The 24,913-nt window shown below is 43.3% G+C and carries 23 protein-coding genes and 3 pseudogenes; 2 read left to right on the top strand and 24 right to left on the bottom strand.

Going from position 1 to position 24,913, the window contains the following annotated elements; translation table 11 throughout:
* Window positions 1-68 precede the first annotated feature (68 nt).
* The 18 genes and pseudogenes from secA to MMY81_RS06050 form a co-directional block, all read right to left on the bottom strand.
* On the bottom strand, window positions 69-2,603 hold the full coding sequence (gene secA, locus MMY81_RS05960) for a preprotein translocase subunit SecA (RefSeq protein ID WP_252312243.1): 2,535 nt from the start codon (window positions 2,601-2,603) through the stop codon (window positions 69-71).
* Between the two features lie 240 nt (window positions 2,604-2,843).
* Window positions 2,844-3,429, bottom strand: a pseudogene (gene hpf, locus MMY81_RS05965) (ribosome hibernation-promoting factor, HPF/YfiA family).
* 179 nt (window positions 3,430-3,608) lie between these two features.
* Window positions 3,609-5,034 (bottom strand): annotated as a pseudogene (locus MMY81_RS05970) (NAD-dependent succinate-semialdehyde dehydrogenase).
* A gap of 242 nt (window positions 5,035-5,276) precedes the next feature.
* Window positions 5,277-5,660 (bottom strand): DUF8042 domain-containing protein, encoded by a 384-nt coding sequence (locus MMY81_RS05980; RefSeq protein WP_252312050.1) that lies wholly within the window; start codon window positions 5,658-5,660, stop codon window positions 5,277-5,279.
* Between the two features lie 152 nt (window positions 5,661-5,812).
* A complete protein-coding gene (fliT, locus tag MMY81_RS05985; protein WP_252312051.1) occupies window positions 5,813-6,169 on the bottom strand; it encodes a flagellar protein FliT in 357 nt (118 codons plus the stop codon).
* Window positions 6,166-6,678, bottom strand: a complete 513-nt coding sequence (gene fliS / locus MMY81_RS05990) for a flagellar export chaperone FliS (protein WP_308215236.1) — start codon at window positions 6,676-6,678, stop codon at window positions 6,166-6,168. Before fliS ends, fliT begins: the two co-directional genes overlap by 4 nt.
* A 33-nt stretch (window positions 6,679-6,711) precedes the next feature.
* Window positions 6,712-8,730, bottom strand: coding sequence for a flagellar filament capping protein FliD (fliD, locus tag MMY81_RS05995; RefSeq protein WP_252312052.1), 2,019 nt, complete (start codon window positions 8,728-8,730; stop codon window positions 6,712-6,714).
* Window positions 8,731-8,880: 150 nt separating this feature from the next.
* Window positions 8,881-9,231, bottom strand: a complete 351-nt coding sequence (locus MMY81_RS06000; protein ID WP_252312053.1) for a flagellar protein FlaG — start codon at window positions 9,229-9,231, stop codon at window positions 8,881-8,883.
* A gap of 175 nt (window positions 9,232-9,406) precedes the next feature.
* Entirely contained in the window at window positions 9,407-9,610 is a 204-nt protein-coding gene (locus MMY81_RS06005) for a YjfB family protein (RefSeq protein ID WP_308215237.1), read from the bottom strand.
* A 269-nt stretch (window positions 9,611-9,879) separates the two neighbouring features.
* Complete coding sequence (gene pseI / locus MMY81_RS06010) at window positions 9,880-10,932, bottom strand: pseudaminic acid synthase (RefSeq protein WP_252312247.1); 1,053 nt, start codon at window positions 10,930-10,932, stop codon at window positions 9,880-9,882.
* Window positions 10,932-11,462: a UDP-4-amino-4,6-dideoxy-N-acetyl-beta-L-altrosamine N-acetyltransferase gene (pseH, locus tag MMY81_RS06015; protein ID WP_252312054.1), complete on the bottom strand. Its 531-nt coding sequence runs from the start codon at window positions 11,460-11,462 to the stop codon at window positions 10,932-10,934. The genes pseI and pseH overlap by 1 nt, the downstream gene beginning before the upstream one ends.
* A 47-nt stretch (window positions 11,463-11,509) precedes the next feature.
* The gene (gene pseG, locus MMY81_RS06020; protein ID WP_252312055.1) at window positions 11,510-12,559 is read right to left on the bottom strand and encodes a UDP-2,4-diacetamido-2,4,6-trideoxy-beta-L-altropyranose hydrolase; all 1,050 of its coding nucleotides are present in this window, start codon (window positions 12,557-12,559) and stop codon (window positions 11,510-11,512) included.
* 3 nt (window positions 12,560-12,562) lie between these two features.
* Window positions 12,563-13,294 carry a cytidylyltransferase domain-containing protein gene (locus MMY81_RS06025; protein WP_252312056.1) on the bottom strand — a complete coding sequence of 244 codons (732 nt, stop codon included), beginning with the start codon at window positions 13,292-13,294 and terminating at the stop codon, window positions 12,563-12,565.
* Window positions 13,295-13,305: 11 nt separating this feature from the next.
* The gene (gene pseC / locus MMY81_RS06030) at window positions 13,306-14,496 is read right to left on the bottom strand and encodes a UDP-4-amino-4,6-dideoxy-N-acetyl-beta-L-altrosamine transaminase (RefSeq protein ID WP_252312057.1); all 1,191 of its coding nucleotides are present in this window, start codon (window positions 14,494-14,496) and stop codon (window positions 13,306-13,308) included.
* Window positions 14,497-14,523: 27 nt separating this feature from the next.
* Window positions 14,524-15,433: pseudogene (pseB, locus tag MMY81_RS06035) on the bottom strand (UDP-N-acetylglucosamine 4,6-dehydratase (inverting)).
* Window positions 15,434-15,527: 94 nt separating this feature from the next.
* Window positions 15,528-17,315 (bottom strand): motility associated factor glycosyltransferase family protein, encoded by a 1,788-nt coding sequence (locus MMY81_RS06040; protein WP_252312058.1) that lies wholly within the window; start codon window positions 17,313-17,315, stop codon window positions 15,528-15,530.
* A gap of 18 nt (window positions 17,316-17,333) precedes the next feature.
* Entirely contained in the window at window positions 17,334-18,002 is a 669-nt protein-coding gene (locus MMY81_RS06045) for a hypothetical protein (protein WP_252312059.1), read from the bottom strand.
* Window positions 18,003-18,134: 132 nt separating this feature from the next.
* Window positions 18,135-18,968, bottom strand: a complete 834-nt coding sequence (locus MMY81_RS06050) for a flagellin N-terminal helical domain-containing protein (protein ID WP_252312060.1) — start codon at window positions 18,966-18,968, stop codon at window positions 18,135-18,137.
* A gap of 348 nt (window positions 18,969-19,316) precedes the next feature.
* Here MMY81_RS06050 and MMY81_RS06055 point away from each other — a divergent pair, with 348 nt between their 5' ends.
* Together MMY81_RS06055 and MMY81_RS06060 are read left to right on the top strand one after the other, a co-directional pair.
* Window positions 19,317-19,550, top strand: a complete 234-nt coding sequence (locus MMY81_RS06055; RefSeq protein WP_252312061.1) for a competence protein ComK — start codon at window positions 19,317-19,319, stop codon at window positions 19,548-19,550.
* On the top strand, window positions 19,525-19,710 hold the full coding sequence (locus MMY81_RS06060) for a competence protein ComK (protein ID WP_252312248.1): 186 nt from the start codon (window positions 19,525-19,527) through the stop codon (window positions 19,708-19,710). Before MMY81_RS06055 ends, MMY81_RS06060 begins: the two co-directional genes overlap by 26 nt.
* A 75-nt stretch (window positions 19,711-19,785) precedes the next feature.
* On the opposite strand, the gene MMY81_RS06065 is transcribed toward MMY81_RS06060, so the two are convergent.
* The 6 genes from MMY81_RS06065 to MMY81_RS06090 form a co-directional block, all read right to left on the bottom strand.
* Window positions 19,786-20,511 carry a response regulator transcription factor gene (locus MMY81_RS06065; RefSeq protein WP_252312062.1) on the bottom strand — a complete coding sequence of 242 codons (726 nt, stop codon included), beginning with the start codon at window positions 20,509-20,511 and terminating at the stop codon, window positions 19,786-19,788.
* A gap of 369 nt (window positions 20,512-20,880) precedes the next feature.
* Window positions 20,881-21,117, bottom strand: coding sequence for a carbon storage regulator CsrA (gene csrA / locus MMY81_RS06070; protein WP_120191913.1), 237 nt, complete (start codon window positions 21,115-21,117; stop codon window positions 20,881-20,883).
* Window positions 21,118-21,579 carry a flagellar assembly protein FliW gene (gene fliW / locus MMY81_RS06075; protein ID WP_252312063.1) on the bottom strand — a complete coding sequence of 154 codons (462 nt, stop codon included), beginning with the start codon at window positions 21,577-21,579 and terminating at the stop codon, window positions 21,118-21,120.
* A 66-nt stretch (window positions 21,580-21,645) separates the two neighbouring features.
* Window positions 21,646-22,755, bottom strand: a complete 1,110-nt coding sequence (gene flgL / locus MMY81_RS06080; protein ID WP_252312064.1) for a flagellar hook-associated protein FlgL — start codon at window positions 22,753-22,755, stop codon at window positions 21,646-21,648.
* Between the two features lie 21 nt (window positions 22,756-22,776).
* Complete coding sequence (gene flgK, locus MMY81_RS06085; protein WP_252312065.1) at window positions 22,777-24,384, bottom strand: flagellar hook-associated protein FlgK; 1,608 nt, start codon at window positions 24,382-24,384, stop codon at window positions 22,777-22,779.
* A 27-nt stretch (window positions 24,385-24,411) separates the two neighbouring features.
* Window positions 24,412-24,894, bottom strand: coding sequence for a flagellar protein FlgN (locus tag MMY81_RS06090; protein ID WP_252312066.1), 483 nt, complete (start codon window positions 24,892-24,894; stop codon window positions 24,412-24,414).
* Between the last annotated feature and the right edge of the window lie 19 nt (window positions 24,895-24,913).

Consider the following 24,913-nt stretch of genomic DNA (forward strand, 5'->3'; position numbering starts at 1 on the left):
TTCATCATTTCTAGTGAAGGCTGAAAAAAGAGGAGGAGACTGGTCCGCCTTTCCTCCCCCTGCATCTTTTATTGAGCTTTCGTATCTTCCTGGCCGTGGCAGTTTTTATATTTTTTGCCGCTGCCGCACGGGCAGGGATCGTTTCTTCCTACATCTTCTGTATTTCGGGCCGGACGCTTCTTGGCTGCGTCCGAGCGGTCTGTTTCTCCGTGAACCGCCTGATTCTGCGACACCACTTCTTTACGCTCAAGGTTGTTGTTTACCTGGGCTTTCATTACGTAGGTGGCTGTTTCTTCTTCAATGGACGCGATCATGTCTTCAAACATGTTAAAGCCTTCAAACTTATACTCGCGGAGTGGATCGTTCTGGCCGTAAGCACGCAGGTGAATACCCTGGCGGAGCTGGTCCATCTGATCAATGTGGTTCATCCATTTACGGTCCACGGCACGAAGCATAATAACTTTTTCGAATTCGCGCATCGTTGGCGCTGTAAGTTCTTCTTCTTTTTCATCGTATTTCGTCATGACAATACCTTTGACTTTATCAATAATTTCTTCGGAATCCAGTCCTTCGATGTCTTTTACGTTCAGATCATCCATGGAAAGCACCGTACCGCTCAGGTAATGCGTGAGACCTTCCAGATCCCAGTCCTCATGCACTTCATTTTCCGGCGTGTACAGATGAACGGTCCGCTCAATTACCGTGCCGATCATCGTTTTCACGATCGCGCTCAGGTTATCGGACTCGAGCACTTCCATCCGCTGCTTGTAGATCACATCACGCTGTTCGCGCATAACATCGTCATACTGCAGTACCTGTTTCCGGGCATCGAAGTTCGATCCTTCCACACGCTTCTGGGCCTGCTCTACCGCACGGCTGACAAGCTTACTTTCGATCGGCTGGTCTTCTTCCATGCCGAGACGGTCCATCATGCTTCTCATGTTATCAGACCCAAAGCGGCGCATCAGCTCATCGTCCATGGAGAGGAAGAACTGGGAGGCACCCGGATCCCCCTGACGTCCGGCACGTCCGCGCAGCTGGTTATCGATCCGGCGGCTTTCATGACGTTCGGTCCCGAGCACAAACAGTCCACCCAGTTCCGTTACGCCGTCGCCAAGCTTAATGTCGGTTCCGCGTCCGGCCATGTTTGTCGCAATCGTTACTGCGGAACGCTGACCGGCATTTTCAATGATTTTAGCTTCGTTTTCATGGTTTTTTGCATTCAATACGTGATGCGGCACGCGGCGCTTCTGCAGGTGGCTTGCCACAAGCTCGGACGTTTCCACGCTCACCGTACCGACAAGCACCGGCTGGCCGGATTTGTACAGTTCTTCAATTTTGTTCACGACCGCTTTGAATTTTCCCATTTTGGACTTGAAAATCAGGTCCGGGCTGTCCGTCCGGTCGATCGGTTTATTGGTTGGAATGGACGTTACGCTCATTCCATAAATATCTTTAAGCTCTTCTTCCTCCGTTTTGGCCGTACCGGTCATCCCGGCAAGCTTCTGATACATCCGGAAGTAGTTCTGGAACGTAATCGAGGCGAGCGTCATGCTTTCTTTCTGCACTTCCATGCCCTCTTTTGCTTCGATTGCCTGATGAAGTCCATCGCTGTAGCGGCGGCCTTTCATTAAACGGCCGGTAAACTGGTCCACAATCACAACGTTACCGTCTTCTACCACATAGTCGGAGTCACGATGCATCGCCACACGCGCCTTAAGCGCCTGGTTAATGTGGTGAATCAGCTGCACGTGGCGCTGATCAAACAGGTTTTCAATTTGAAAGGCAGATTCTGCCTTATTGACGCCCTCTTCTGTCAGCTGCACGTTTTTTGTTTTTTCATCGTACGTATAGTCGGTTTCCAGCGTAAGGCGGCGCACGAACGTATTGGCAGTTGCATACATTTTCGTGGACTGTTCCGCAGTTCCGGAAATGATCAGCGGCGTTCTTGCTTCATCAATTAAAATCGAGTCCACTTCATCGACCACGGCAAAATGGAGCGGACGCTGAACCATCTGCTCTTTGTAAAGAACCATGTTGTCACGCAGGTAGTCAAAGCCGAGCTCATTATTCGTGCTGTACGTAATGTCGAATTGATATGCTTCCCGCTTTTCTTCCTTGGTCATGCCTTTCTGGTTCAGGCCGACCTGCAGGCCGAGAAATTCATAAAGCGGAGCCATCATTTCGCTGTCCCGGCGGGCAAGGTAATCGTTTACTGTAACGACGTGTACACCTTTTCCTGCAATCGCATTAAGGTACACCGGCATGGTAGCCACGAGGGTTTTACCTTCACCGGTTTTCATTTCCGCAATGTTGCCGCGGTGCATGACAATCGCACCCATAATCTGAACAGGGAACGGAGTCATCTTCAGAACGCGGGCAGCCGCTTCCCGTACAACAGCGTACGCTTCCGGCAGCAGGTCATCAAGCTTTTTCCCGTCTGCATATTCTTTTTTGAACTGCTCTGTTTTCATGCGCAGTCCATCGTCACTGAGCTTTTTCATATCGTCAGCGTAGGATTCCACTGCCTCCACGGTTTTCTGCATTTTCTTTACGTGGCGCTGGTCGGTGTCTCCTATCACTTTTTTAAGCATACCTATCATTCGTTCATCATCGCCCTCTCTTCCCCTTTTGGGAAATAGAATCGATTGTCCATATAGTATTCCTGCCCGTTTTGGCAGAGGAAAATCGAGTACTTGTATCATTCATTTATTTTTCTTCATACCTTACATTATTCTATCAGTTTACTGAGTACCTTACAATTAAAAACAGGAGGCAAAAAGGAGCCCCCTCTGCGGGGGCTCCTTTCTATCCGAAAGCATTTCTGCTGTCCGGCTGTTTATTTATTCAGGCTCAATCAGCCCGTATTTTCCATCTTTACGTTTGTAGACGACGCTTGTATCTCCGTTTACCGCATTGGAGAAAACGAAGAAATTATGGCCGAGCATGTCCATCTGCAGAATCGCTTCTTCTGCATCCATCGGCTTCAAATTAAAGCGTTTCGTACGGACGACTTCAAGATCATCAACCGGATCTTCGGGAATTCTGCATTGGATGGGTCGCCATTTTGGGCTACCTGCTCCTGCAGAGCTTCCATGTTGTTGTTAAACAGCTGTTTCACACTGCCATTTTGTCTGAATTTTCTGTTTACTTTTGTTTTGTATTTACGGATCTGTCTTTCCAGCTTTTCCACTACAAGATCCACAGCAGCGTACATATCAGCATGATTCTCTTCGGCACGCAGTAAAAGCTGCGGCATCGGAATCGTCACCTCAATAATGCTGTCGCTGTTCTGTTTTTGAAGCTTTACATGAACATCTGCTACCGGGTAGTATCAAAATACCTTTCAAGTTTGCTTACCTTTTTCTCCACATATGTTTTCAATGCGGGAGTCACCTCTAAGTTTTCACCACGAATGTTGTAATTCACTAGTAAACTCCTCCTCTCGGTTGTTAATACACTTCTCTATTCCACTCTTATATACCTTCTTAAACACAAAAGAAATTTTAAAAAAAGCATATTTATTTTTAAAATAATCCGCGTTGGAACAAGGTCTCAGGACCTTTTACATAGAAAAAGGCGCTTCAATTACGAAGCGCCCGGTTTTTTTACAGTCCCATGGAAATATATTTCGTTTCAAGAAATGCTTCAATACCCTGATGGCCGCCTTCGCGTTCCATGCCGCTTTCTTTCCAGCCGCCGAACGGTGCCTGGGCAGCGGACGGAGCGCCGTCGTTCCAGCCGACAATACCGAATTCCAGCCCTTCGGCTACTTTCATGCCGCGGCTCAGACTTTCGGTAAAGAAGTAGGATGCGAGACCGAACGGGGAATCATTGGCAAGGCGCACGCCTTCTTCATCGCTTGATATCTTCTGGATCGGCGCGACCGGTCCGAACGTTTCTTCATTCATGATCAACATATCATGGGTAATGTCTTTAAGAACAGTCGGATTGTAAAAATACGCGCCGTCCTTTTCAAAACCGTCGCCGCCTTCCACGACTACAGCTCCTTGATCTACTGCATCTTTCACGTGGCGCTCGACTTTTTCGTAGCCTTCTTTATTAATCAGCGGCCCGATTTCGACTTTATCAAAACCATTGCCGACTTTCAGTTCTGAGACTTTTTTCTGGAATTTCTCGATAAACTCATCGTAAATGCCTTCCTGAACATAAACACGGTTACCGCATACGCAGGTCTGTCCGGCGTTGCGGAACTTCGATGCAATCGTGCCGGTGACGGCTTTATCAATATCAGCATCATCAAGCACGATAATCGGTGCATGTCCGCCCAGTTCAAGAGAAAGTTTCTTCATATGATCAGCGCCCTGCTTCATCAGCACTTTTCCGACCTCGGTGGAGCCGGTGAACGTAACCTTACGAACAGCTTTATTGTTCATCATTGCTTCCCCGATTTCCGAGCCGCTGTCAGCACTGATCAAATTAAAGACGCCTTTTGGAAGGCCGGCTTCTTCGCAGATCTCCGCGAATTTAAATGCAGAAAGCGGTGTGTCTCCTGCCGGCTTTAGAACAATCGTGCAGCCAGCAGCAAGTGCCGGCGCTACTTTACGGGTAACCATCGCCTGCGGGAAGTTCCACGGCGTAATTGCCCCTACAACGCCGACCGGCTGGTGAATAACCATGATCCGCTTTTCCGTGGAGCTTGCCGGAATTGTTTCGCCGTACACGCGTTTCGCTTCTTCGGCAAACCATTCAATGAAGGAAGCTGCGTATTCAATTTCCCCTTTTGCCTCATGGAGAGGTTTTCCCATTTCTTTTGTAATTAATTCTCCAAGCTCATCTTTCTTTTCAAGCATGAGCTGGTGAATTTTCTTCATATATTTAGCGCGTTCTGCCGCCGTCGTTTTTTGACCATGTTTTAAATGCTTCGTTCGCGGCTTCAATAGCTTCATCTGTATCTTTGCTGCTGCCGTTGGCTGCAGTGCCGATTTTTTTCCCTGTGCCGGGATCAAGCACGTCAAAGCGTTCCTTGGATCCGTCTTTCCATTCTCCGTTGATATAAAGTTTACTATCCAATATGGACACTCCTTTTTAAATCACGTTTTTTCGTTCCGTACACATGTACTCTATACCCATATTGATGGAAGTTTATTCCGGGAAAGACCGTTAATTTTACCGAAGATGTGCCGTACGTGACGTACGGACACGCCAGCTTCACACTGCGGAAGTGTTTTGGTAAATAGAGAAAAAGGCCGCCGCTCCAGCATTTGCTATACTAAAAACCAGACAGCGCCTCTATATATCCTCGCATACATACATTAATCTTCCTTCTGGTGTAACAGCCCGTCCACTAAAAGCTTCCAGCGTTGGAACACCGGCAGCAGCACGGTACTCAGGTACGTGATTTTTTCATGCCGGTTTTTGGTTTCCAGCACCTTCCCTGCTTCAGCTGTCGTTTGATAAAACTGTTTCAGCCCCTTCTGATACTCCCCGCGTTCGGATACAATATGCGCCATCGTCATATTTTCCGGCGAATACGGCATTACGCTTTCCAGCATTTGCAGCAGAAGGCGATCCCCGCTTTCTTCAAACCCTTCCCGGTAGAAATAGGCTACAGAGCTGAATCCATCCTCCAGCGTATCAAGCAGTGCAGAGTATGTAGCCAAAAAGTCCAGCTCCGCTTTTTCCAATGATTTCGCCATTGCTTATACCCCCTTTCTCATAACCCTACCACGCTTTTCTTCTGAAAAAAAAGCAAAAACCTGCTCCGGAATGGGCAGGTTTTTCAGGTTTTTGGAAAAATATAAATTTCCATAGGCGGACGCTTTCGGCAGGCCCTGATTTTTAACTTCTATTAATTCTTCTGGTCAAAAAATACGCCGTCCGACGCTGGTTCTGCGTATGGGTTCTGGTAGAGCTTGTTGGACTGTTTTTTCGCTTTGAGCTGCTGTACGTCTTTTTTCCAGCGTTCCAGCACGTTTTCCATCCGGGCATCAATGACCTGGTTCATCTTTGTCATTTCTTCGCCGAGCTTCTGCTCTTCCGCAGTAAATGTACCGGATGAAGGAACCTCAGCAAGAAGCGCATCGCGTCTGGTCAGATGCTCATTTACGCGCTCTAAGTAAGCTTCGCGGTCAACTTCTCCTTGAGGATCGCTTCCGGTGACTAAGTCATGAAGCTGCTTTGTTTCTTCATATAAAGCGTTAATCATGCCTGGCCTCCGCTCCCGAAACGCTGCTGGCGGTCGAGCTTCATGACTTCCTTCCACGTATCGCGGAAGTCGGTCACAAGTCCCGCTGCCTCCTGCAGTGCCTGCGCATCATTGTTCACGTTGGCGTCCTTTAGACGGGATAAAATAAAATCATATAGCTGCAGCATATTTTTGCCCACATCGCTGTCCGTTCTAAGCGTAATCATAAGCTCGCGGATAATATCCTGGGCTTTCATAATAAACGTATGCCGCTCTTCCGGATTTTTTGCCGCGATCGCAGTCTCAGCCCGGCTGATAAATTTCAGGCAGCCATTATACAGCAGAAGCGTTAAATCTCCCTTGGATGCGGTCTGCACCGACTGATTTTTGTACGCCTGCGATGGAGCATTCAGAGGCGGATCCGGGGCTTTTGTTTCTCTTGCCATCGTACTGACGGAAGCAAGCGGCTTAGAGGGCCCTGCAGCCTGCATATTTTTTTTATAAAGATCCTGTGCTTGGTTAAATGCCATGTGTACTGTCCTCCCAGACGTAGTGCTGTTTTATTATTGATTGCTGTTAAACATCGAAAAGATCATGTTGGATTGGTTATTTGCCGCAGACATCGCCTTTTCCATTGCGCTGAACTGCCTCCAGTAGCGGTCTTCAATCATCGTCAGCTTACGTTCGAAATCGCTGATACGGTCATCCGTATTCATAAGCTCGCGCCCGAGCGTAAACTGATTGTTCTGCACTTTTCCTTTTAATCCGCCGGCCCGCTCGGCAATCTGCGTGATTGCGGTATCAAGGCTTTCACGCATCCTCCGGGCCACCCCCTGCTCGTTCTTCGTCTCCCCGTTAGCGGCAAACACGTTAAACACACCTTCAGCATCAGACTCAATCGCAGCACGGAGCTTCGTTTCATCAATCTCCAGCTTGCCGCCGTCCATATAATTTCTCGTTGTCGTAATACCGAGCGACGTTAAGTTTCCGAAAGACGAGCCGCTGACTGATCCATAGAGATCGTTACGGATCGTTGTCATCGCATTACTAATAATGCGATCGTTACGGATCATTCCGCTTTGGGCCAATTTATCCCATTTTTCAATCTCCGATTCGCTGAGCTCCGCACGTTGCTCATCGGTAAGCGGCGGATAGTCTCGGTTTAATGTTTCCTTCAGCTTGCCGTTAATTGTTTCCAGCATTTTGTTGTATTCATCCACAAAGCCTTTGACCGTATCAAACACCCCATCCGTATTAACGGTGGAAGAAAGCGTGACCGCACCTTCTGCTGCTGTAAAAGTGTCTTTAAGCGTCATCGTCATGCCGTTAACGGTAAACGTATTGGACGTGCGCTCTGTATCCATTCCATTCAACGTGAACTTTGCATTTGAGGCATCAGTATAGTTCGCACTGCCCAGTCCAAGCGTATTTTGAAAAAAGTTTCCCTCAAATGTCATCTCCGGGCCGTCTGGATTAAATTTCCCGGTTTCAGAGCGGTTCATGGAAATATTTCCGGTAAACTGATCATAAAAGCCCTGTACGCCTACTTTAGAATTACGGACAGCCGTCATGACCTGATCAAGCGACTGGCCGCTCTGGATAATAAACTGTTCCTTCACTTCTTTGCCTTCCGCGTTGAAGGTGGAAATCGCCCCGGTTTCATACTGCTGGGTATAGTTCACCTCTACGGCTTCCGTCGTAGCTTCTGCCAGGCGGATCTGTCCAGTCGCACTGTTTAAGTAAGCTTCACCTGCCTGCAGCGTCTGATCAGGATCGGTAACAACCGTTAACGGTCCCCCGCCCCCTATACGGATATCAAGCGTGGCCGGATCTATTGAACCTTTCCCAATCGAAAAAGTCGACTGGGCCGCCGTTGGATTAAATGACTGGGTAGCGCTCGTTGTAAAATAATCAACGCTCACATCGCCGCTTGCCGGGGCTTTTCCGAATTCCAGCTCCATGCTGCTGCCGTCTCCGGCAAAAGTGACGCGAACCTGATTAGCTGTCAGCACCGCATCGCCGGTTACGACTTCATAATTTTGATTTCTTCCTTTAATAATCATATCGCCGGCTGCATCTGTTTTCAGATTGTCTTTTGATACCGTAAATGTGGTTTGGGTACCATCGGCGCGCAGTGTTTCTTTCTGCGTGACGCCCGTTTTCCATTCCGGCGCATTGGCTGCATAGCTCTGCGAACCAAGGCTGGCTGTACTTTTAAACGTTTCATCCCCGACCCGCGCCGAGGTTGTTAACGAAGCCGCCTTCGCCAGCTCACGGACTTCGCTGAGCTGGTAGCTGGAATTTCCGGCCTCGGCGTTAGCTGTTGACGTTACCCGGGCATCATTCGTTGAAGCCGCCGTACGTGCCTGCATATTGGAAGCACGCATGACAGTATCGAAGGTACTCGTGCGGAAATCGTTAAACATGCGGTTTACGCTGCGGTATTCCTCCATCTGGTACGCAATCGTTGTTTTTTTCTGCGTGAGCTTATCCATCGGCATCCGCTCGGCGCGCATAAGATCTTTTACCATCTGATTAATATCCATTCCGGAGCCAAAGCCGGTAACCCGGTTCATCGCCATCTCATTTCATCCTCTCGTTCTCGAACTCTACTCTCTTTATCGGTCTACACGGCGATAAACTAAACCTTTTGCTGTAAAAAAGTATTCAGCCGGCTATGTATTTCGCATATAACAAAACCTCAGCTGATCAGCTGAGGTTTTCGTTGTATTTTAAACACTCTCATCTACAATTAAACCGGCCTGCTTCATAAAAGCCGCTGCCATATCCATAAACTTCTCCGGCGGAATCTCCCGAATGAGTTCTTTTGTATCACGGTCTACAATTCTAACAATCGGCCGGTGCAGATCTTCATGCAGAGAAAACTCCAGACTCGTATGCCTCATCAGCTTATTTCCTTCGCTCACAGTATTGGATAATAGAATTGCGTCATATCCCTTTTCAATACCGGGACGGACGACTTTTTTATCAGTCTGTTCAATAGGAGTCACTTTCTGTTCTTCCATGACTGCTTTTTTCCAAAACTGGACCGCATCGCTGAATCCTGAAATCCCCTCACTCATAGGTCATTCCTTCTTCCTTTTTGTCTTATCTTGAGAGATATAAATACCTTTTTTTACCAAAATGACAATTTCCTAATCGAAAAGTATTAGTTAATGAACAATATGTCATGTATCCTATTTCTTTTGCTGTACATTGTTAATACTTGTTCGCATAGACTGTTCTACACATCCTCTATTATTTTTTAAAATCAATACTTCCTCCTAAATGAGGCTGGGCTGCTTGCTCTATCTTTTGCACATCCGCTGATTCCATCAGCTTTTTTAGAGCTTCACTTTGTTCACCTGCCTGCCCCATCACTTTCTTCATCATCGAGACCGACGCCTGTTGTTTCACTTCTCCTTGACTCATTGCCATAGATAATGCAGCGATATCCATCATAGCACCTTCTTTCAATTAGAATAAAAACGATATGCGAATCAAACAACATTTTTTCTTCACCTTTAATCTTTTTAAATTAGAAATAAGCCTCGACTGGAAGATGAAAACAACTTATGTAAAATATAGGGTTTATGTATCAAATTTGCTTTGGGTAGCAATTTCAACTCTTTCATCACTTTGGGTTAAATAATATCTGATATTGTTTGTTAACTTTCGCTTAAAGGGCTGGTCATGTTTTAAAATAGCGTTAAAAATTATTCACGCATTTGCTAAATATTTTCCCAATTTAACGGAGTACCTTTTTTAAATCCAGTTTTTGCATTTTTCCCTAATAACATCTCAAAATACTTCGGCTCCAATCCATATCCCGGTCTAACGATTTTCAAATTTTCTTTCGTAAACGCTTCTCCTGCCGTTATATCTTTTGATACATAAATGGATCTTCTAAACTTCAACGATGCTTTTTCTTTTTCTGTTGGTCCATATGTCACTTTGCCAAGTGCCTGCCATGCGCTTTTTGATTCTTCCACTAAACTTCTCATTTCATCTGGTTCCATAGAAAATGCGGAGTCTACGCCTCCATCAGCCCTGGATAAGGTAAAATGCTTTTCAACAACTGTTGCACCTAAAGCTACACTTGCTATCGCTGCACCAATTCCCAACGTATGATCAGATAATCCAACCTGACAATTAAATAACTTTCTCATATGAGGTATAGTTATAATATTTGTATTATCAGGAGTTGCCGGGTATGTGCTTGTACACTTTAATAGTATAAGATCATTGCAGCCTGCTTCCCTTGCTGTTCTGACTGTTTCATCTAATTCAGCAATAGAGGCCATGCCAGTTGATATAATCATCGGCTTACCCGTTGCTGCCACTTTCTTAATTAACGGAAGATGATTGTTTTCAAAAGAAGCAATCTTGTACATTGGAACATCTAATGATTCCAAAAAGTCTACTGAAGTCTCATCAAATGGGGAACTAAATGGAACCATACCAAGTTCACGACATCTATTAAAGATTGGTTCGTGCCATTCCCAAGGTGTATAAGCCTGCTCATAAAGTTTGTAAAGAGAATTCCCTTTCCATAAATTCTCTGCATCTTGAATTTGAAAATCTTCATTGTTAACATCCAACGTTAAAGTATCTGCTGTATAAGTTTGTAACTTCAAAGCTTGAGCACCAGTTTTTGCTGCTTCTTCTACAATTTTAAGAGCACGTTCCAAAGACTGGTTATGATTGCCTGACATTTCAGCAATAATAAAAGGAGGATTATTTTCTCCAATCTTTATACCTTCCACTGTAAGGCCATTTTTCATCATTTAACTGCTCCTTCTAATTTTTTCTTCAAGTTGTTTTTACTATGTCCCCATTGATGCTCAAATTGTGCCATTAACACAACATCAATAAATTTGTTCCCTTTATTAATGTGTTCCACCAAACGTCCTTCTTCAACAAAACCCATCCTTTGATGAAATTGAATACTTTGGGTATTGTATCCAATGATTTCAGAACAGACCTTTCTAATGCTTCGATTCTCAAATATATAATTAAGAGCCAGGTAACCCAGGATAGTGCCTGCTCCCTTGGGAGCGTCCAGAGCTCCAATATAAAAACCCCAATAACACTTGTTATCAAAGGCGTTTATTTTATTAAAATTAACTAAACCTATTGGTTCACCTAAATATAATAAAATTTTAATGATAGTTTCATTAGAATCCCTAAAAGACTCAAACCAATTCCAATGTTCTTCAAATGAAATAATTTTATCGGTATACATCACTGTACGAATCTCATGAGAATTTCTCCATTTTAAAACAATTTCTAGATGCTTCTCTTCAAGAGACACTAATTTAAAATCAGCTATTCTAATAACCCTGCCCTCCTCCAAATAAATTAATGGCTAATGAGCCTGCCGGATTGGATTGACATTTGTTTTAAAGTATTGTTATTGCTTAATAATGATTTAATTCGCTCTACCAAATTCTCTATTGAAACATGCGAAGAATATCCTAAATTTATAATAGCTCCTGACTTTTCAACTGCTCGTAGTATCTCCATCTGATTGTAGGCTACTCCAATAGTAATAGCCGGTAATCCTAAATAGCATCTCTCCCACGTTGTGCTTCCCCCCGCACCTATGGCTAAATCTGCATTTAACATTAACTCTGCTATATTTGAAACCTGACAGTGATAAATCATATTTGGGAATTTATTCACTAAGGTCTCGACTTGATCTTTATTAGGATTAGAGGCTCCTACTACGACATCGATAGAAATATCTTGTCTATTTAGTTTTTCTATAGCCTTTACTGCTTTTGTCGTTTCATTAGTCGGATCGCTACCTCCAAAAAAAACCAGTATTCTTTTGACTTCTCCACTTCGGACTCTTAGCTTTTCTCTAGCTTCTTTGAACTCTCTTCGGAGCAGTGCATATTTGGGCCCCAGCATTAATGTACAATGCTTAACTACTAAACCTTCATACCTTTTCTCCATGTCTAAGTAAAAATTTTGGTCTAATAAGATATCGCAATGATGATATCGATCTGCTAAATCATCAATCACAAAAATTTTCTTTGCCCTACCTTTAATTATTAGCTCCCAACGATAGTCAATAGCATAATGATCAACAACCATTAAATCAATCGTGGTAAAATCTGCTATTGCATGAAGTACATCTCTAGCATCCACTTCTTGTGAAGTCCCCAGCCAGTCGCTGTGTTGAAGCTCCTCTTTGATACTATTTTCTTTAGAAGACTTTTTCAGCTTAATAACCTGAAAACCTTTTGATTGGATGAAATCAGCCAAATGACCTTCATGATCACTTGTTATAAATGTTATATCATAACTATTGTCATCTAATTCTTCTGCCAGCGTGAGGCACCTCATCACATGACCTGTCCCAATCTCAATAGAAGCATCAACTCTTATGACAGCCGTTTTCATCGTTTATAATCCTAACTTTTTTTGTTCGATGGTTGCGTTTATTTCTTTAAGCTCAGGATGTTTATTTATATAAGATAGTGTATCTTCCATGCTGAAGGTATTAGCCTCAGCATGGAAATGTCCGAGAATCTTTTCAATTAGTAAAAAGTCCTCTTCTGTATCCACAGTCCACCGGTGGGCACTTTGATCCGTTACATACTCCAGGTTATGTAAGTGAAATATTTTAGGATTCAAATAAATATATGGAGTAACATGCTCTCTTTCAAATGGCTTATCCGCATTTTTATGAGCTTTTTCTAATGCATCAAAAGCAAATACTTCGGTATCCATTCCCCTTGGATAGAATCTTTTTAATGTATTAGATACATAGTCATGTTCATTATTTTCGAAGGTTAAAATAATATCATCTACAACACTCGGATCAATAATTGGACAGTCTGCGGTTAAACGAACAACAGTATCGGCATTGTATTTTTTTGCTGCCTCATAATATCTTGAAAGGACATCATTTTCTGATCCTCTGAAATAAGACAGATTATTGTTTTTGCAAAATTCGATAATAGGATCATCGGCTTTGTTCGTTGTTGTTGCAATGATTAATTGATCTATTTTTTTTGTTTGTTTTAAACGCTCAAATTGATATTCTAACAAAGGCTTATTATTTATTTCTTTTAAAACTTTTCCTGGTAACCTAGTCGATCCCATCCTGGCTTGTATAATTGCGACAACCTTCATTTTTTCACCTTCTACCTTGAATATAATAAGATGATCTTTTTCACTGCATTTATAACATCATTTACATCTTTGTCATTCATGGAAGGAAATAATGGTAATGAAATGATTTCTTCATATAATTGCTCTGCTTTAGAACATAAACCTTTTTTGTATCCCAGTTGTTGATAGTACGGTTGATAGTATACCGGTATATAATGTACATTAACGCCGATGTTTTCCTTTTGGAGAGCTTCAAAAATTTCTTTTCGACTCACTGTTAGTGTCTCCAGCTTCAAACGAATAATATACAGATGCCAACTAGAATTGCCCTCAGGTGATTGATAGGGTATTTTTATTTGTTCTAATTTAGAGAATGCTTCATTGTAAAATGAAACGTACTTTCTTCTTAACTCCACAAATTCATCCAGCTTTTCCAACTGGCTCATTCCAAGAGCTGCCTGGATATCGGTCATTCGATAGTTATATCCTAAAAATTGCATTTCGTAGTACCATGGACCATCATTTTCGATTAGTTTATCTGGATCACGGGTAATTCCATGAGAACGAAATTGCAGCAGTTTCTCATAGTACTCTTTATTATCTGTCGTAATCATGCCACCCTCACCCGTCGTAATATGCTTGACAGGATGAAGACTGAACATGGTCATATCACTGATGGCCCCAATTTTGTGATCTTTGTAGACTGCTCCAACAGCATGAGCTGCGTCTTCAATGACAATAAGGTTATGATCCTTCGCTATTTTGTTGATTTCGTCTAAGTTGACTGGTTGACCAGTGAAGTCTACAGGAATAATCGCTTTTGTCTTATCATTAATAAGTTCTTTTACTTTAACCGGGTCTATATTATAAGTATCTTCACAAATATCGGCAAAAACAGGCCTCGCACTTTGATATAATACACAATTTGCGCTTGCTGCAAAAGTCATTGGTGTCGTAATAACTTCATCACCAACACCAATATCAGCTGCAAAACAAGCACCGTGTAAAGCAGCCGTCCCACTTGAATAAGAAACAGCATATTTTGCCCCTACATAGTGTGCAAATAACTCTTCAAACTTTTTGACAGCAGGTCCTGTTGTTAAATAATCACTCTTTAATACGTCGATAACGGCTTGTATATCTTTATCATCTATCCATTGCTTACCGTAAGGGAGATAAGCTTCGCGAATAGGCTTAATTTCCTCATCACTATTAAAATTCATCAAACCATCTCCAAATTTTTACTCACTTTATTTTTTAATAGTTTCTTTATCTTCTATTAATAATTGTAAGTCTTCGACAGACAGCCACTCCTCATTAATATTACTAATGTAACCAAATCCTTCAGAAACAGGTTTTCCATCTATTCCATTTTCATTTCTCCACCAAGGGAATTCAGGCTGGATAACGTAATACGTATCATATTCTAACGTACGCCTTGCATCGTCCTCAGTAATCATAGCTTCGTGTAATTTTTCTCCAGGTCTGATACCTACTACTTCAATTTTACATTCCGGTGCAACAGCCTGCGCAAGGTCTATCACTTTCATACTGGGAATTTTCGGTACAAAGGTCTCTCCTCCATGCATACGCTTAAGGCTGTCTAACACAAATTGTACACCATGCTCCAGAGTAATCCAGAATCTTGTCATCCGCTCATCAGTAATTGGCACGGTACCGGTATGCCTAATCTTTTTGAAGAAAGGAACGACACTTCCTCGACTTCCAACAACATTACCGTACCGCACCACTGCGAACTTAGTATCTTTCTCGCCAACATAGGAGTTAGCGGCAACAAAAAGTTTATCTGAGGCCAGTTTTGTTGCGCCATATAAGTTTACCGGACTGCAAGCTTTATCTGTACTTAATGCAATAACTCGGTTAACACCTCGATCGATTGCAGCTTCAATTATATTTTGAGCACCATTTATATTCGTCTTTACAGCTTCAAATGGATTATACTCACAAGCCTCTACATGTTTCATAGCCGCAGCATGGACTACAATATCCACACCATCGAAGGCACGATAAAGACGTTCTTTATCTCTAACATCACCTAAAAAAACGGAGTCGTGTATCCGAAAATTCCTGGGCCATTTCATATTGTTTTAGTTCATCTCTACTAAAAACAATCACTTTTTTTACATCCAGCTTTAGAATCCGGGCAACAAACATTTTCCCAAATGAACCAGTACCACCTGTTATTAAAATAGTTTTATTTATAATATCCACTAAATTCTCAACTCATTTCCAATTATATTCTTTCGGATTCTTCTTCAATTTCTGTCATCACATTATTATAAACAGGTACTACCATCTCAAGAACTTGTTCAATGTGGTTAAAGTAGTTCGAGAATACCTTTACCATTTTTTCTCCCTTTTTAAATGTATCCTGTTCAAATCGAAATTCCTCTACTTGTTTAGCTGTCACTTCATTTTGAACACGTATCATGGGCAGAATAAACACTTTGTAAAAATCTAAATTTTTAAGCTTCTTAAGCAATTTATCAAATTTGCTAAATAGATCATGTATCAATTGAATCGACTGAGCATCAATTAATTTCTTTATTTGTCTTGTAATTTGCTGCAAATGGTCAATGATAACGATTAATTCCTTCAAACTCTCATCCATTTCCCCTTTTTTACTCATAAATTCATATGGCTTTAAAGGTGCTTCCAAAAAATCGTACCAGTTTACAACAATCTGCTTTTCAGTTAATTCACGTTTGATTACTTGCTGCAAAGATAAAAATGTTGTTCCGTCAATTCTTGCCCCGCCCTGAGTTGTATTAATAAACGTACAATTATTTATCTTTTGAAAGGCCTCGATCACCCGCTCCATTTGCATCTTCATCTTTAAAAAACCTTCATTTGTTAATATAAATTCTCCTTGAACGTTTTCTACAGTTATCGATTTATTCAGAATTTTTTCAGAGACAGCATTTGAGATTCCTTCATATTCAATCCCCTGTGCGTAATGGGAATTATTTAAATAAGCAAAATTTTGTCCAACAAAGATAATTGGGTCGCATTCCAGACTATTTAACAATTCTGTGGTTACTACAGCTATAGAAGGCGCGTCTGACACTTTCACTAATTCATTTTGCCTGTCCTGCTGATAAAAATAAGAAGATACCATATCCTGGCTGGTGATCATATGTGCTTTGGATCCCCTGTATTTTTGAATTGTTTCAAAACCAACGCTCGTCCCGTATATCATAGGGATTTCCCAATCCGCCTGTTTGGTGACAGTTTTCTCAAAAACTTTATAATTGTGGGATTGAGGATCATACGTACATGCAGCATCAGGGTAAATATCATAATCTACTAATGTATTAATAGCAGAACCTACAGAAAAAATATAGGCAAGTCCATTCATTTTAATATGCTTAAGATGCTCTAACTCTTCATTCAAAGATGGACCTGCTGCAACAATAATAGCCGGTTTTCCTTGAAATATATGTTTGTTTTCAATATGTAAAATATTTGGTGTTTGCATTGTTTCTTTTAAATTCATCAAACTATTTATAGTCCAGCGCTGTTCATAAGCAAAGCTTGTTCGTAGATTCATTCTTTTATTTTTGAGCTCATCAGTAAATATTTCCATAAATTTCTTGTTTTCATCCTTAAATATCCGCTCATAACTTGGTAGAGTAATCAAAAGAACGTCGTCATTTACTTCCATTGCAAAATTACGAAGGAATTGATTTCTATTTTCTTCAGAAGTTTCCACAAATAAATCTTTTATAGCTTTATCAGCTAAATTTTTAATTAATTTAGTTTCCATAAGACATTGGAAAACATCAACGTTTGGTTCATACAATGTTATAGAAATATGTGGATATTGCTTTCTAATCGCCTCGATATGATATCCTAACCCTATTCCGTAAAAAAATACATTTTTCTTTTCGTTTAATTCTTCAGAATACTGCTTAACAAGTTTTACAGCTTCTTGAATAGGATCGTATTTACTGTGCAAATAAAGTATGCGTCCATCGTTCTTTATAGTTAAAGTTGGAAGATCTTTTTTAGAATTAACCACATTTACACCTCATTATTTTTATAGTGGTCTTTCGTACTTTTCTAACTTCCGGGAAATTTTTCTAAGATAATTGATATTTTCAATTTGTACCATTTCTAGCTCCAGCTTCATTGATAATTGTTGCTGCTTGTTTTGAATATCAATTAATAATGGTTCGATTTCATATTGCAGTACATCGGCAAAGACAATCGTATCTTGATTCTTAAATACTTCTTCCATGTTTTTCACAACCATTTCTAAACTTGTAACTGAAATCAGTAAGTTATTCCAATCTTTAGGACGCACTTCTAATTGATCTATATTTTTTATGACTCTATGTATCCATTGAATGCCTTCTAATAACTGAAGAGTCTTATTTGATCCAATATCTGCTTCACTACTGTAAAGTTCCTCCACAAAAATTTTAATTTCTGGTAATAACCGTTCTACATAGCTTTCCATTGAATGTAATGATTCAATGACAAATTCAGAAGCAGTTTTAAAAACAGCTTCAACTCTTTCAACCGATTGAAAATTTTCTTCAAAGTACTGTTCATAACTATCAAAGACAGATGTATTATCGACATTAAAATGACTAAAATAATAACCTTTATTTTTTAATTCATTATTAACTAAATCTGTCATAGACTGTAATGCTTCACTTTTATTGTTAAACTCATAGACTTTTCTTTGAATAACAAATTTCATTATGTACCTCCCTTTAATCATACCTTTATAATTAGTATCGGTTTAATCTGTGCAATTATAAAGGAACATTAACTATTATTAATACGAAATAAAAAAAAGAAGACTTCATCGAAGTCTTCTTTTTTAAAACTACTATCCAAGCAACTGTAGTACTGATTGAGGCTGCTGATTTGCCTGAGCAAGCATCGATTGAGAAGCTTGGGAAAGAATGTTATTTTTAGTCATTTCCATCATTTCTTTTGCCATGTCTACGTCTCTAACACGAGATTCTGCTGCTGAAAGATTTTCTGAAGCATTGTCAAGGTTAGTGATAGTGTAATCTAATCGATTCTGCATAGCCCCAAGATAAGAACGTCCCTCAGAAACTGTTTTAATTTTATCTTCAACTTCTGTAATTGCTGCTTGTGCTCCACTAAATGTAGAGATATCTTGAGCTTGGATACCACTTACTGTTCCAGATAAGTTAACTCCAGACGTGGTAAAATCAAGTTCAGTGATTTCTGCAGCGTTAGCTCCAACTTGGATACTAACAGTTCCACTTGCTCCTGCAGTACCATCTAAGAGATTTTGCTTGTTAAATTGAGTGTTATCCTTAATTCTTTCAATTTCATTTCCTAATTCCTTAAACTCATTTTGTAAAGCATCTCGATCCTGATCAACGTTTGTATCGTTAGAAGCCTGCACTGCCAGTTCTCTCATACGCTGCAGAATATCATGCGTTTCATTAAGAGCACCTTCAGCTGTTTGAATCATCGAGATACCATCCTGCGCGTTACGGCTTGCCTGGTCTAAGCCTTTAACCTGGGCACGCATTTTTTCGGAAATTGCAAGACCTGCTGCATCATCGCCGGCTTTGTTAATTCTTGAACCGGAAGACAATTTTTCCATTGAGTTCTGCATGTTTGCCTGGTTTGCTCCGAGTTGACGGTGAGCGTTCATCGCACTAACGTTTGTGTTGATAATCATAATATAAAACCTCCATATTGTTTTTTACTCCACGTCCTTGTAGAGCGTTTATGTAAGGCATTTGGACACCGGCTACGATCGCTGACCGGGTGTCTTTCCTGCTTACACTGTTTATATCGGCAGAGGTTTTTATATGTTTAATACTTTTTTAAGAAATTTTATGCCGATTAGGTATATACTCCTGAAATCGGTGGACGACCTATCCTTATTATGGTAATTTAGTCTTGTGACCGCGGAGCAGCGGGCTTTGCGGACGCAATACTTTAAAAGGGGATAAAAGAACTTGGAGAAAACATTACAGGACATTCTAAACACGTATCAGATTACGACAGCCCAGGCGATTGAGCCTTGCTTCGAGGGGAAGCAAAGGCTGTTGTACGGGAGGAGGGCGGCACCTTGTATTTTGTTAAGCAGACACCGGCTGCGATTATCAGCCATGCCTGCCTCGAAAACGGCTCTTCCTTAAAGGGGCGGGGAGACGCGGTCAAGCACCTTACCGGCTTTATCGACGCAAACCTATTCTATAGACGAAAAACGTCGTATTTTTGCTTTTCCAATTCATTCCCAGCGTTCTCCCGATAACGTCTGGCTGTTCTACTTCCACGTTCGCAACGCAAAAACGGAAGGCTTGATTGAATTCCGTGACCATTCTACGATGCCGACAGAGGTCAGCGCGTATTCGATTCAGCAGCAGCTGCTTCGTACGAGCCACTGCATGTCTCATTTCACCGATATCGGTTGAAACCGCACCGTACTTAGATGAAACGAAAAACCCCCGGACGCATGGCGTTGCTCCGGGGGTTTCGTTATGTGGTTTTTAGTAACGTTTGGAATCAGGAGACTGGGTGATGCTGATCCAGCCTTCCTCGATCGCCCGCTTAATTGTATGCGTGCGATCGTTTGCTTTCATTTTCTTTGTTAAGTGGCTCACATGGTTGTTGACGGTCGCCACTGCCAGGTAGCATTCTTCCGCGATGCGGCGGTTACTTTTGCCTTCGATGATCTTCTCGAGAATGCGAATCTCCGCATCCGAGAGGACCGCTCTGGCTTTATCGCTTTCGAGCTGCATCTGCTGCTCCTTCGGCTGCTCCTGCTGGCGGTGGAGACTGCGGTAACGTTCCATAAAGTACGGCTGAAAGTATGGATCCATATACGTCTGAAAGGCTTCCGCTTTTTCAAACTGATCACACCATTCCTTCATCGGGCGGTCTGCTGCCATCATAATAGATACGTCCTTGCTCATTAAATATTCAAGCAGGTGCGAGTCCACGGACGACACGTTGACGCCGAGCCTGACCGGCAGCCCCATTTCGGCCACCTTTTCCATAAGTTCCAGCAGATCTGTGTTTTCGCATTCGGCACAGTAGACCGTGTCTCTAGCGATTCCTTCCTGTGTTAAGAGAGAAAGAGACTCCGGCGTTTCCGCTTCGACTGCTTTTCCCATATAAGCCACCGCACGTCTTACCATGGCTTCACCGGAGGTATCAATAAACAATACCGGCCGGCGGTGGACCGGACCTTTACGTCTAAGCATTTTTGGCATTATGTATTCCTCCTGAACTATCTCTGAAAGTGTGATTTTTTCTTGCAGGTAAATGATTACACTTCCACCAAGCTGCCCCTTGCTGCCCTATTCTCTCTATAATTGTATGTAGCCGTTAATGCAAGCGGTTTTCTCTTCTTTTATCCCCTATGTTTACTAATGATGATCATTCTTTCAAATTTTATCTCGGAACACCTTTTCTTACAACGAACCAAAAGACCTTGTGTTCGCTTAGGTAGAACGTCAAAAGCATTATTTGTCGTGGTTCTTTTGACATACATTATAGCGTAATATACTTTTAGGCATCAAGAAATTTTTAGTAATTTGATAAATTAATGAGACTTTTGCTACAAAAAAAGGAGGTTTGGCTTATTTTTTGTTTTTTTTCATTAATTCCGAAATTTGTGAAAGCATTGATACATCAACATTAGATGCCTGATTGTTTTCTTTTTGAATCATTTCGTACACTTCTTTTCGGTGAATTTCGACATGTTTAGGGGCACTTATGCCTACCTTTACCTGCTCCCCTTCCACAGCGGTAATGGTAATTTCAATGTCGTCGCCGATTTTAATCGTCTGGTCTTTTTTCCTCGTCAATATAAGCATTTACCGTCCTCCACTCTCGGCAGAAACCGTCTGCGGGGCATTGGGAAACAGCTTGTGCTTCGTACGGTATGCCGCTTCCGGCAGAATTATCTGTCTGCCTTTCTGCTTAGCCGGGTTCAGCACAACGGGTGCCTGCAGGTTGGCGGTCGTTTCGTGAAACGGCTCCTGCACGGTCAATACCGCAAATACAGCTATATCTTTCTGGCTTTCCGCTTCCAGCTCCACCGTCTGTGAATCGTTCAGCATAATCTCATAGTCCTTAAAAAATGGAAATGGATCGGTAATAACCAGTGCCACCTGAGCTCTTGTAATTGATTGTAACACATATAAAAGTCCTGATTCGTCAAATGGCAGCAGCGCAAATTCTTTTTCTTCCTCAAAGCCCGGGAGACCATGCTCGAAAATAAATTTATCCTTGGGTGAAATCGTTACTGTGCCGCTGTATTTCGTATGTATGTTCATTTTTTTATTCCCCCTTTATAAAATAAAAAAAGAAAAGCAGGTCCTGTTCCCAACCCGCTTTTCTTTTTAACGAAGAAAATCCATTAGCGATGGCTGAATAATTCTTGCACCCGCGGAAAGAGAGGCCTGATGCACGTTCTCGAGCAGCATCAGTTCAATAATTGTCTTTTCCAGATCCACGTCTTCGTTTTTGCTCATGACTTTCTCGGCGATCAGCTCCTGGTTTCCCAGACGATTCTCCATCATTTCAATCCGGTTCGTACGTGCTCCAAGCTCTGCCCGTTCGTTCACCGTGTTATTCATATGGGTATCTATTTTCGATAAAAAACCCTCAATATCGGAAGATCCGGCATCCGGATTGCTCAGTGTCCGCTCGAGCCGCTCCAGATCGGCAAACAGCTCCTGGTTAAAAACGCTGTCCGGTGAAATGTTCACTGGCATCATTGTATCATGAAGCAGCTCAATATTCACCCGGTCCTGATTCATAGATAACGCACTCTCATCATATACAAAAGCTGCGTCTGGTTCTGCAGCAGTGCCGTTCACGTTCAGCTCCATTCCGTCATCGGTCCGGGTGAAGGTAACGATTTCGTCAGCATCGTTCGTAAACTGAATCGTATCATCATCCAGTCGGGCTGCGTTACTGTAGACAGCTCCGTCTATATTAACGCTGAGCGATTCCAATTCCTCTGCATCCATTGTAAACATATCATCTGCTGCCATACCAAGTCTGGCGGAATCGACCGGAGCGTTGTTTGTGTCCGTGCCGTTAAAAATGTATTTTCCATTGATGGACGTGTTGGCCATCGTCGCCATATGTTCTTTCAGCTGCTTGACTTCTTTAGCAATATTACCACGCTCACTGGCTTCATACGTATCGTTTGCCGCCTGCGTCGTTAGTTCCTTCAGCCGCTGCAGCACCTGCGTGGCTTCCCCTAAGGCCGTATCCCCCGCATCCATCCACGTATGGGCTTCCTGGACGTTGCGCTGGAACTGCTCCACCTCCGCCACCTGAGCCCGGTAGCGCATGCCGTTTACGGCGACGACCGGATCCTGGGACGGACGCGAGATTTTTTTGCCGGTGGAAAGCTGGTTCTGCATCTCGCTTAAGTTTTTATAGTTCTGAGTCACGTGGCGCAGCGACTGCTGGGCCAGCATCCCTTGTGTAACTCTCATACGCGTTCCTCTTTTCTGCGGTTATCTGCCGACAAGTCCCATGTTATTAATGATCCGGTCGAGCATTTCATCCACCGATGTAATATTTCTCGCAGCCGCGTTGTAGGCGTGCTGGAACTGAATCATGCTGACCATTTCTTCATCAAGCGACACGCTGCTTACCTGCATGCGGCGGTTGTCTGCGCTCGAACGAAGGGAGTCGGAGGTATTTGCCTTCTGGCCGGCTTCGGAAATTTTGACCGCCATCTCTCCGATTACTCCCTGATAAAAGCTTTGAATCGTCGTGTTCGGTCCCTCGCCGAAACCGAGCTTAACGTTCTTTAACGCTGCCAGTTCCCGGGCGTTGGAGCCGTCCCCGCTGTAGGCGATCGCTCCATCCGCATTTGCTGCTGGAGAAGCCGCTGCAATCAGGTCCAGGTTGCCTTTGATTTCAGAGCTGAGACTGATAGAGCGCGCGGCTCCCAGTTCGGCACGATCCTGCTGAATTGTAAAAAATGCAATATCGTCGCCTTTTGTTTTGTTTTCAATATCCTGCAGGTTCCAGCCTGCCTCATGCACGTCGTTAAACGCGGTCATAAAGGTTTCTGCCATCACGTCCAGGTTATTCATCATGTCCGGGTAGGTGCCTTTTGCTTCATTTGTCGCTGGATCCACGTATCCGTATGTTTCCACGAGTGCCTTGAGCTTGCCGTCGCTGTTCAGCACCGCCACCGCTCCAGGGTCCCCCGCGTTTTCCGGCTCGGTGCCGGACTGGGCATTAGCCCACGTAAAGGAAAGTGAGTCAATTGGATCATGCTGCTGATCCGGATTCGTCGTTACCGCCATCTGCTTAAACGCATCAGCCTGGCCGTCCACGAGCGTAAACAGCCTGGTGCCTTCTCCGTCTGTCGCATAAATGTTCATTTTACCTTCTGCGGCAGCCATCGCATTCGATCCGCCTTCGTTGCGTACCACTTCTATCGAAAGCATGCCTGAGAGTTCATCGACGAGATTGTCGCGCACGTCGTACAAATCATTAGGAATCTGGCCGTGGGGCTCGACTTTTCCAATCTGAGTGTTCACTTCATTAATACGCGATAGCAGTGAGTTGACGTTTTTTTCGGTAATATCAAGCTCTGTGCGCACGTCCAGCTTATTAGCCTGAAGGGAATCTCCTATGTAGCGGAACGTCTCCGCGAGTGATTCGCCGCGCTGACGCATAACCGAACGGGCACCCGCATCCTCCGGCTGCACGGACACATCCTGAGCTGCTTCCCAGAACTGGGTAACAGAGTTGGAAAGACCGTGTTCGGAAGGCTCGTTCATGATGTCCTCCATCCGTTCCATCGCGCTCGTATGCGTGCTCCAATATTCGGTTTTGCTCGTTTCCGTACGGAACTGCACGTCCAGGTACTGCTCGCGAATCCGTTCTACAAATGGTGTGTGCACCCCTGTTCCCATCTGTCCTGCAATCATTGGGGCATTCATCGCGGCTTTCGGAAACGCCTGTGCGGCTTCCATTGTGACCCGCTGCCGGGTGTATCCCGGAGTATTGGCATTGGCAATATTATGACCTGTCGTCTGGAGTGCCGACTGCTGAGCAGTCATCGCCCGCTTGGCTGTTTCTAGTCCATGAAACGTAGAATACATACATGACACCTCCCTTAAGTATGGCGTTTACGCCTTTGAATCAAAAAATGAATACGCCTGCGTCTGGTTTTTCTGACCGGGCGGAGTGTAACGGGACTGGTCCGCTGCCGGACGCATCCATTCCATATTTTTCTGCAGAAAATAAAGAGAATCAGCCAGAAGCGCACGGTTTAGTTCCTGCTGCTGCTGGAGCTTTTGAATCGTTTCACCGAGTCGTGCCTGCAGCTGCCGGAGCTCAGACTGAACGCCCTCGGGCAGAACCGTCAGCAGGCTGCGGATCGTCACCTCATCTGCCGCGTATTCACCGGCCACCGTTTCCGCTTCTTCGGCGCGGACCGTTTCCACTTTTTCTACCTCACGGATGCAGAGCACTTCTTTTTTTACAAGCTCCTGGAGCTGTTTGGCTTCATTGTTTTTCAGCAGTTCTGTTTTTTCCAGGCTCAGCTCGTACAGCCGCTCATGCAGGACGGCCAGTTCTTCCATATGTGCTACTAATGTTGTCACCGACATTCTGATTTCTCCCCTTCTC

Source organism: Sinobaca sp. H24 (genome assembly GCF_023845525.1).

Excerpts from the sequence above, each read along its gene's own strand:
- fliT (WP_252312051.1), bottom strand. The coding sequence starts at position 6,169 with ATGATTAACGCTTTATATGAAGAAACAAAGCAGCTTCATGACTTAGTC.
- fliS (WP_308215236.1), bottom strand. The coding sequence starts at position 6,678 with ATGGCATTTAACCAAGCACAGGATCTTTATAAAAAAAATATGCAGGCT.
- flgL (WP_252312064.1), bottom strand. The coding sequence starts at position 22,755 with ATGAGAGTTACACAAGGGATGCTGGCCCAGCAGTCGCTGCGCCACGTG.
- MMY81_RS06045 (WP_252312059.1), bottom strand. The coding sequence starts at position 18,002 with ATGAAATTTGTTATTCAAAGAAAAGTCTATGAGTTTAACAATAAAAGT.
- pseG (WP_252312055.1), bottom strand. The coding sequence starts at position 12,559 with ATGAAAACGGCTGTCATAAGAGTTGATGCTTCTATTGAGATTGGGACA.
- MMY81_RS06090 (WP_252312066.1), bottom strand. The coding sequence starts at position 24,894 with ATGTCGGTGACAACATTAGTAGCACATATGGAAGAACTGGCCGTCCTG.
- pseC (WP_252312057.1), bottom strand. The coding sequence starts at position 14,496 with ATGAATTTTAATAGTGATGAGGAAATTAAGCCTATTCGCGAAGCTTAT.
- pseI (WP_252312247.1), bottom strand. The coding sequence starts at position 10,932 with ATGAAAAATGGCCTTACAGTGGAAGGTATAAAGATTGGAGAAAATAAT.
- fliD (WP_252312052.1), bottom strand. The coding sequence starts at position 8,730 with ATGGCGATGAACCGGGTTACCGGCTTTGGCTCCGGAATGGATATTAAT.
- MMY81_RS06050 (WP_252312060.1), bottom strand. The coding sequence starts at position 18,968 with ATGATTATCAACACAAACGTTAGTGCGATGAACGCTCACCGTCAACTC.
- flgK (WP_252312065.1), bottom strand. The coding sequence starts at position 24,384 with ATGTATTCTACGTTTCATGGACTAGAAACAGCCAAGCGGGCGATGACT.
- MMY81_RS06000 (WP_252312053.1), bottom strand. The coding sequence starts at position 9,231 with ATGAGTGAGGGGATTTCAGGATTCAGCGATGCGGTCCAGTTTTGGAAA.
- fliW (WP_252312063.1), bottom strand. The coding sequence starts at position 21,579 with ATGAACATACATACGAAATACAGCGGCACAGTAACGATTTCACCCAAG.
- MMY81_RS05980 (WP_252312050.1), bottom strand. The coding sequence starts at position 5,660 with ATGGCGAAATCATTGGAAAAAGCGGAGCTGGACTTTTTGGCTACATAC.
- secA (WP_252312243.1), bottom strand. The coding sequence starts at position 2,603 with ATGATAGGTATGCTTAAAAAAGTGATAGGAGACACCGACCAGCGCCAC.
- MMY81_RS06065 (WP_252312062.1), bottom strand. The coding sequence starts at position 20,511 with ATGCCAAAAATGCTTAGACGTAAAGGTCCGGTCCACCGCCGGCCGGTA.
- csrA (WP_120191913.1), bottom strand. The coding sequence starts at position 21,117 with ATGCTTATATTGACGAGGAAAAAAGACCAGACGATTAAAATCGGCGAC.
- MMY81_RS06025 (WP_252312056.1), bottom strand. The coding sequence starts at position 13,294 with ATGAAGGTTGTCGCAATTATACAAGCCAGGATGGGATCGACTAGGTTA.
- MMY81_RS06005 (WP_308215237.1), bottom strand. The coding sequence starts at position 9,610 with ATGATGGATATCGCTGCATTATCTATGGCAATGAGTCAAGGAGAAGTG.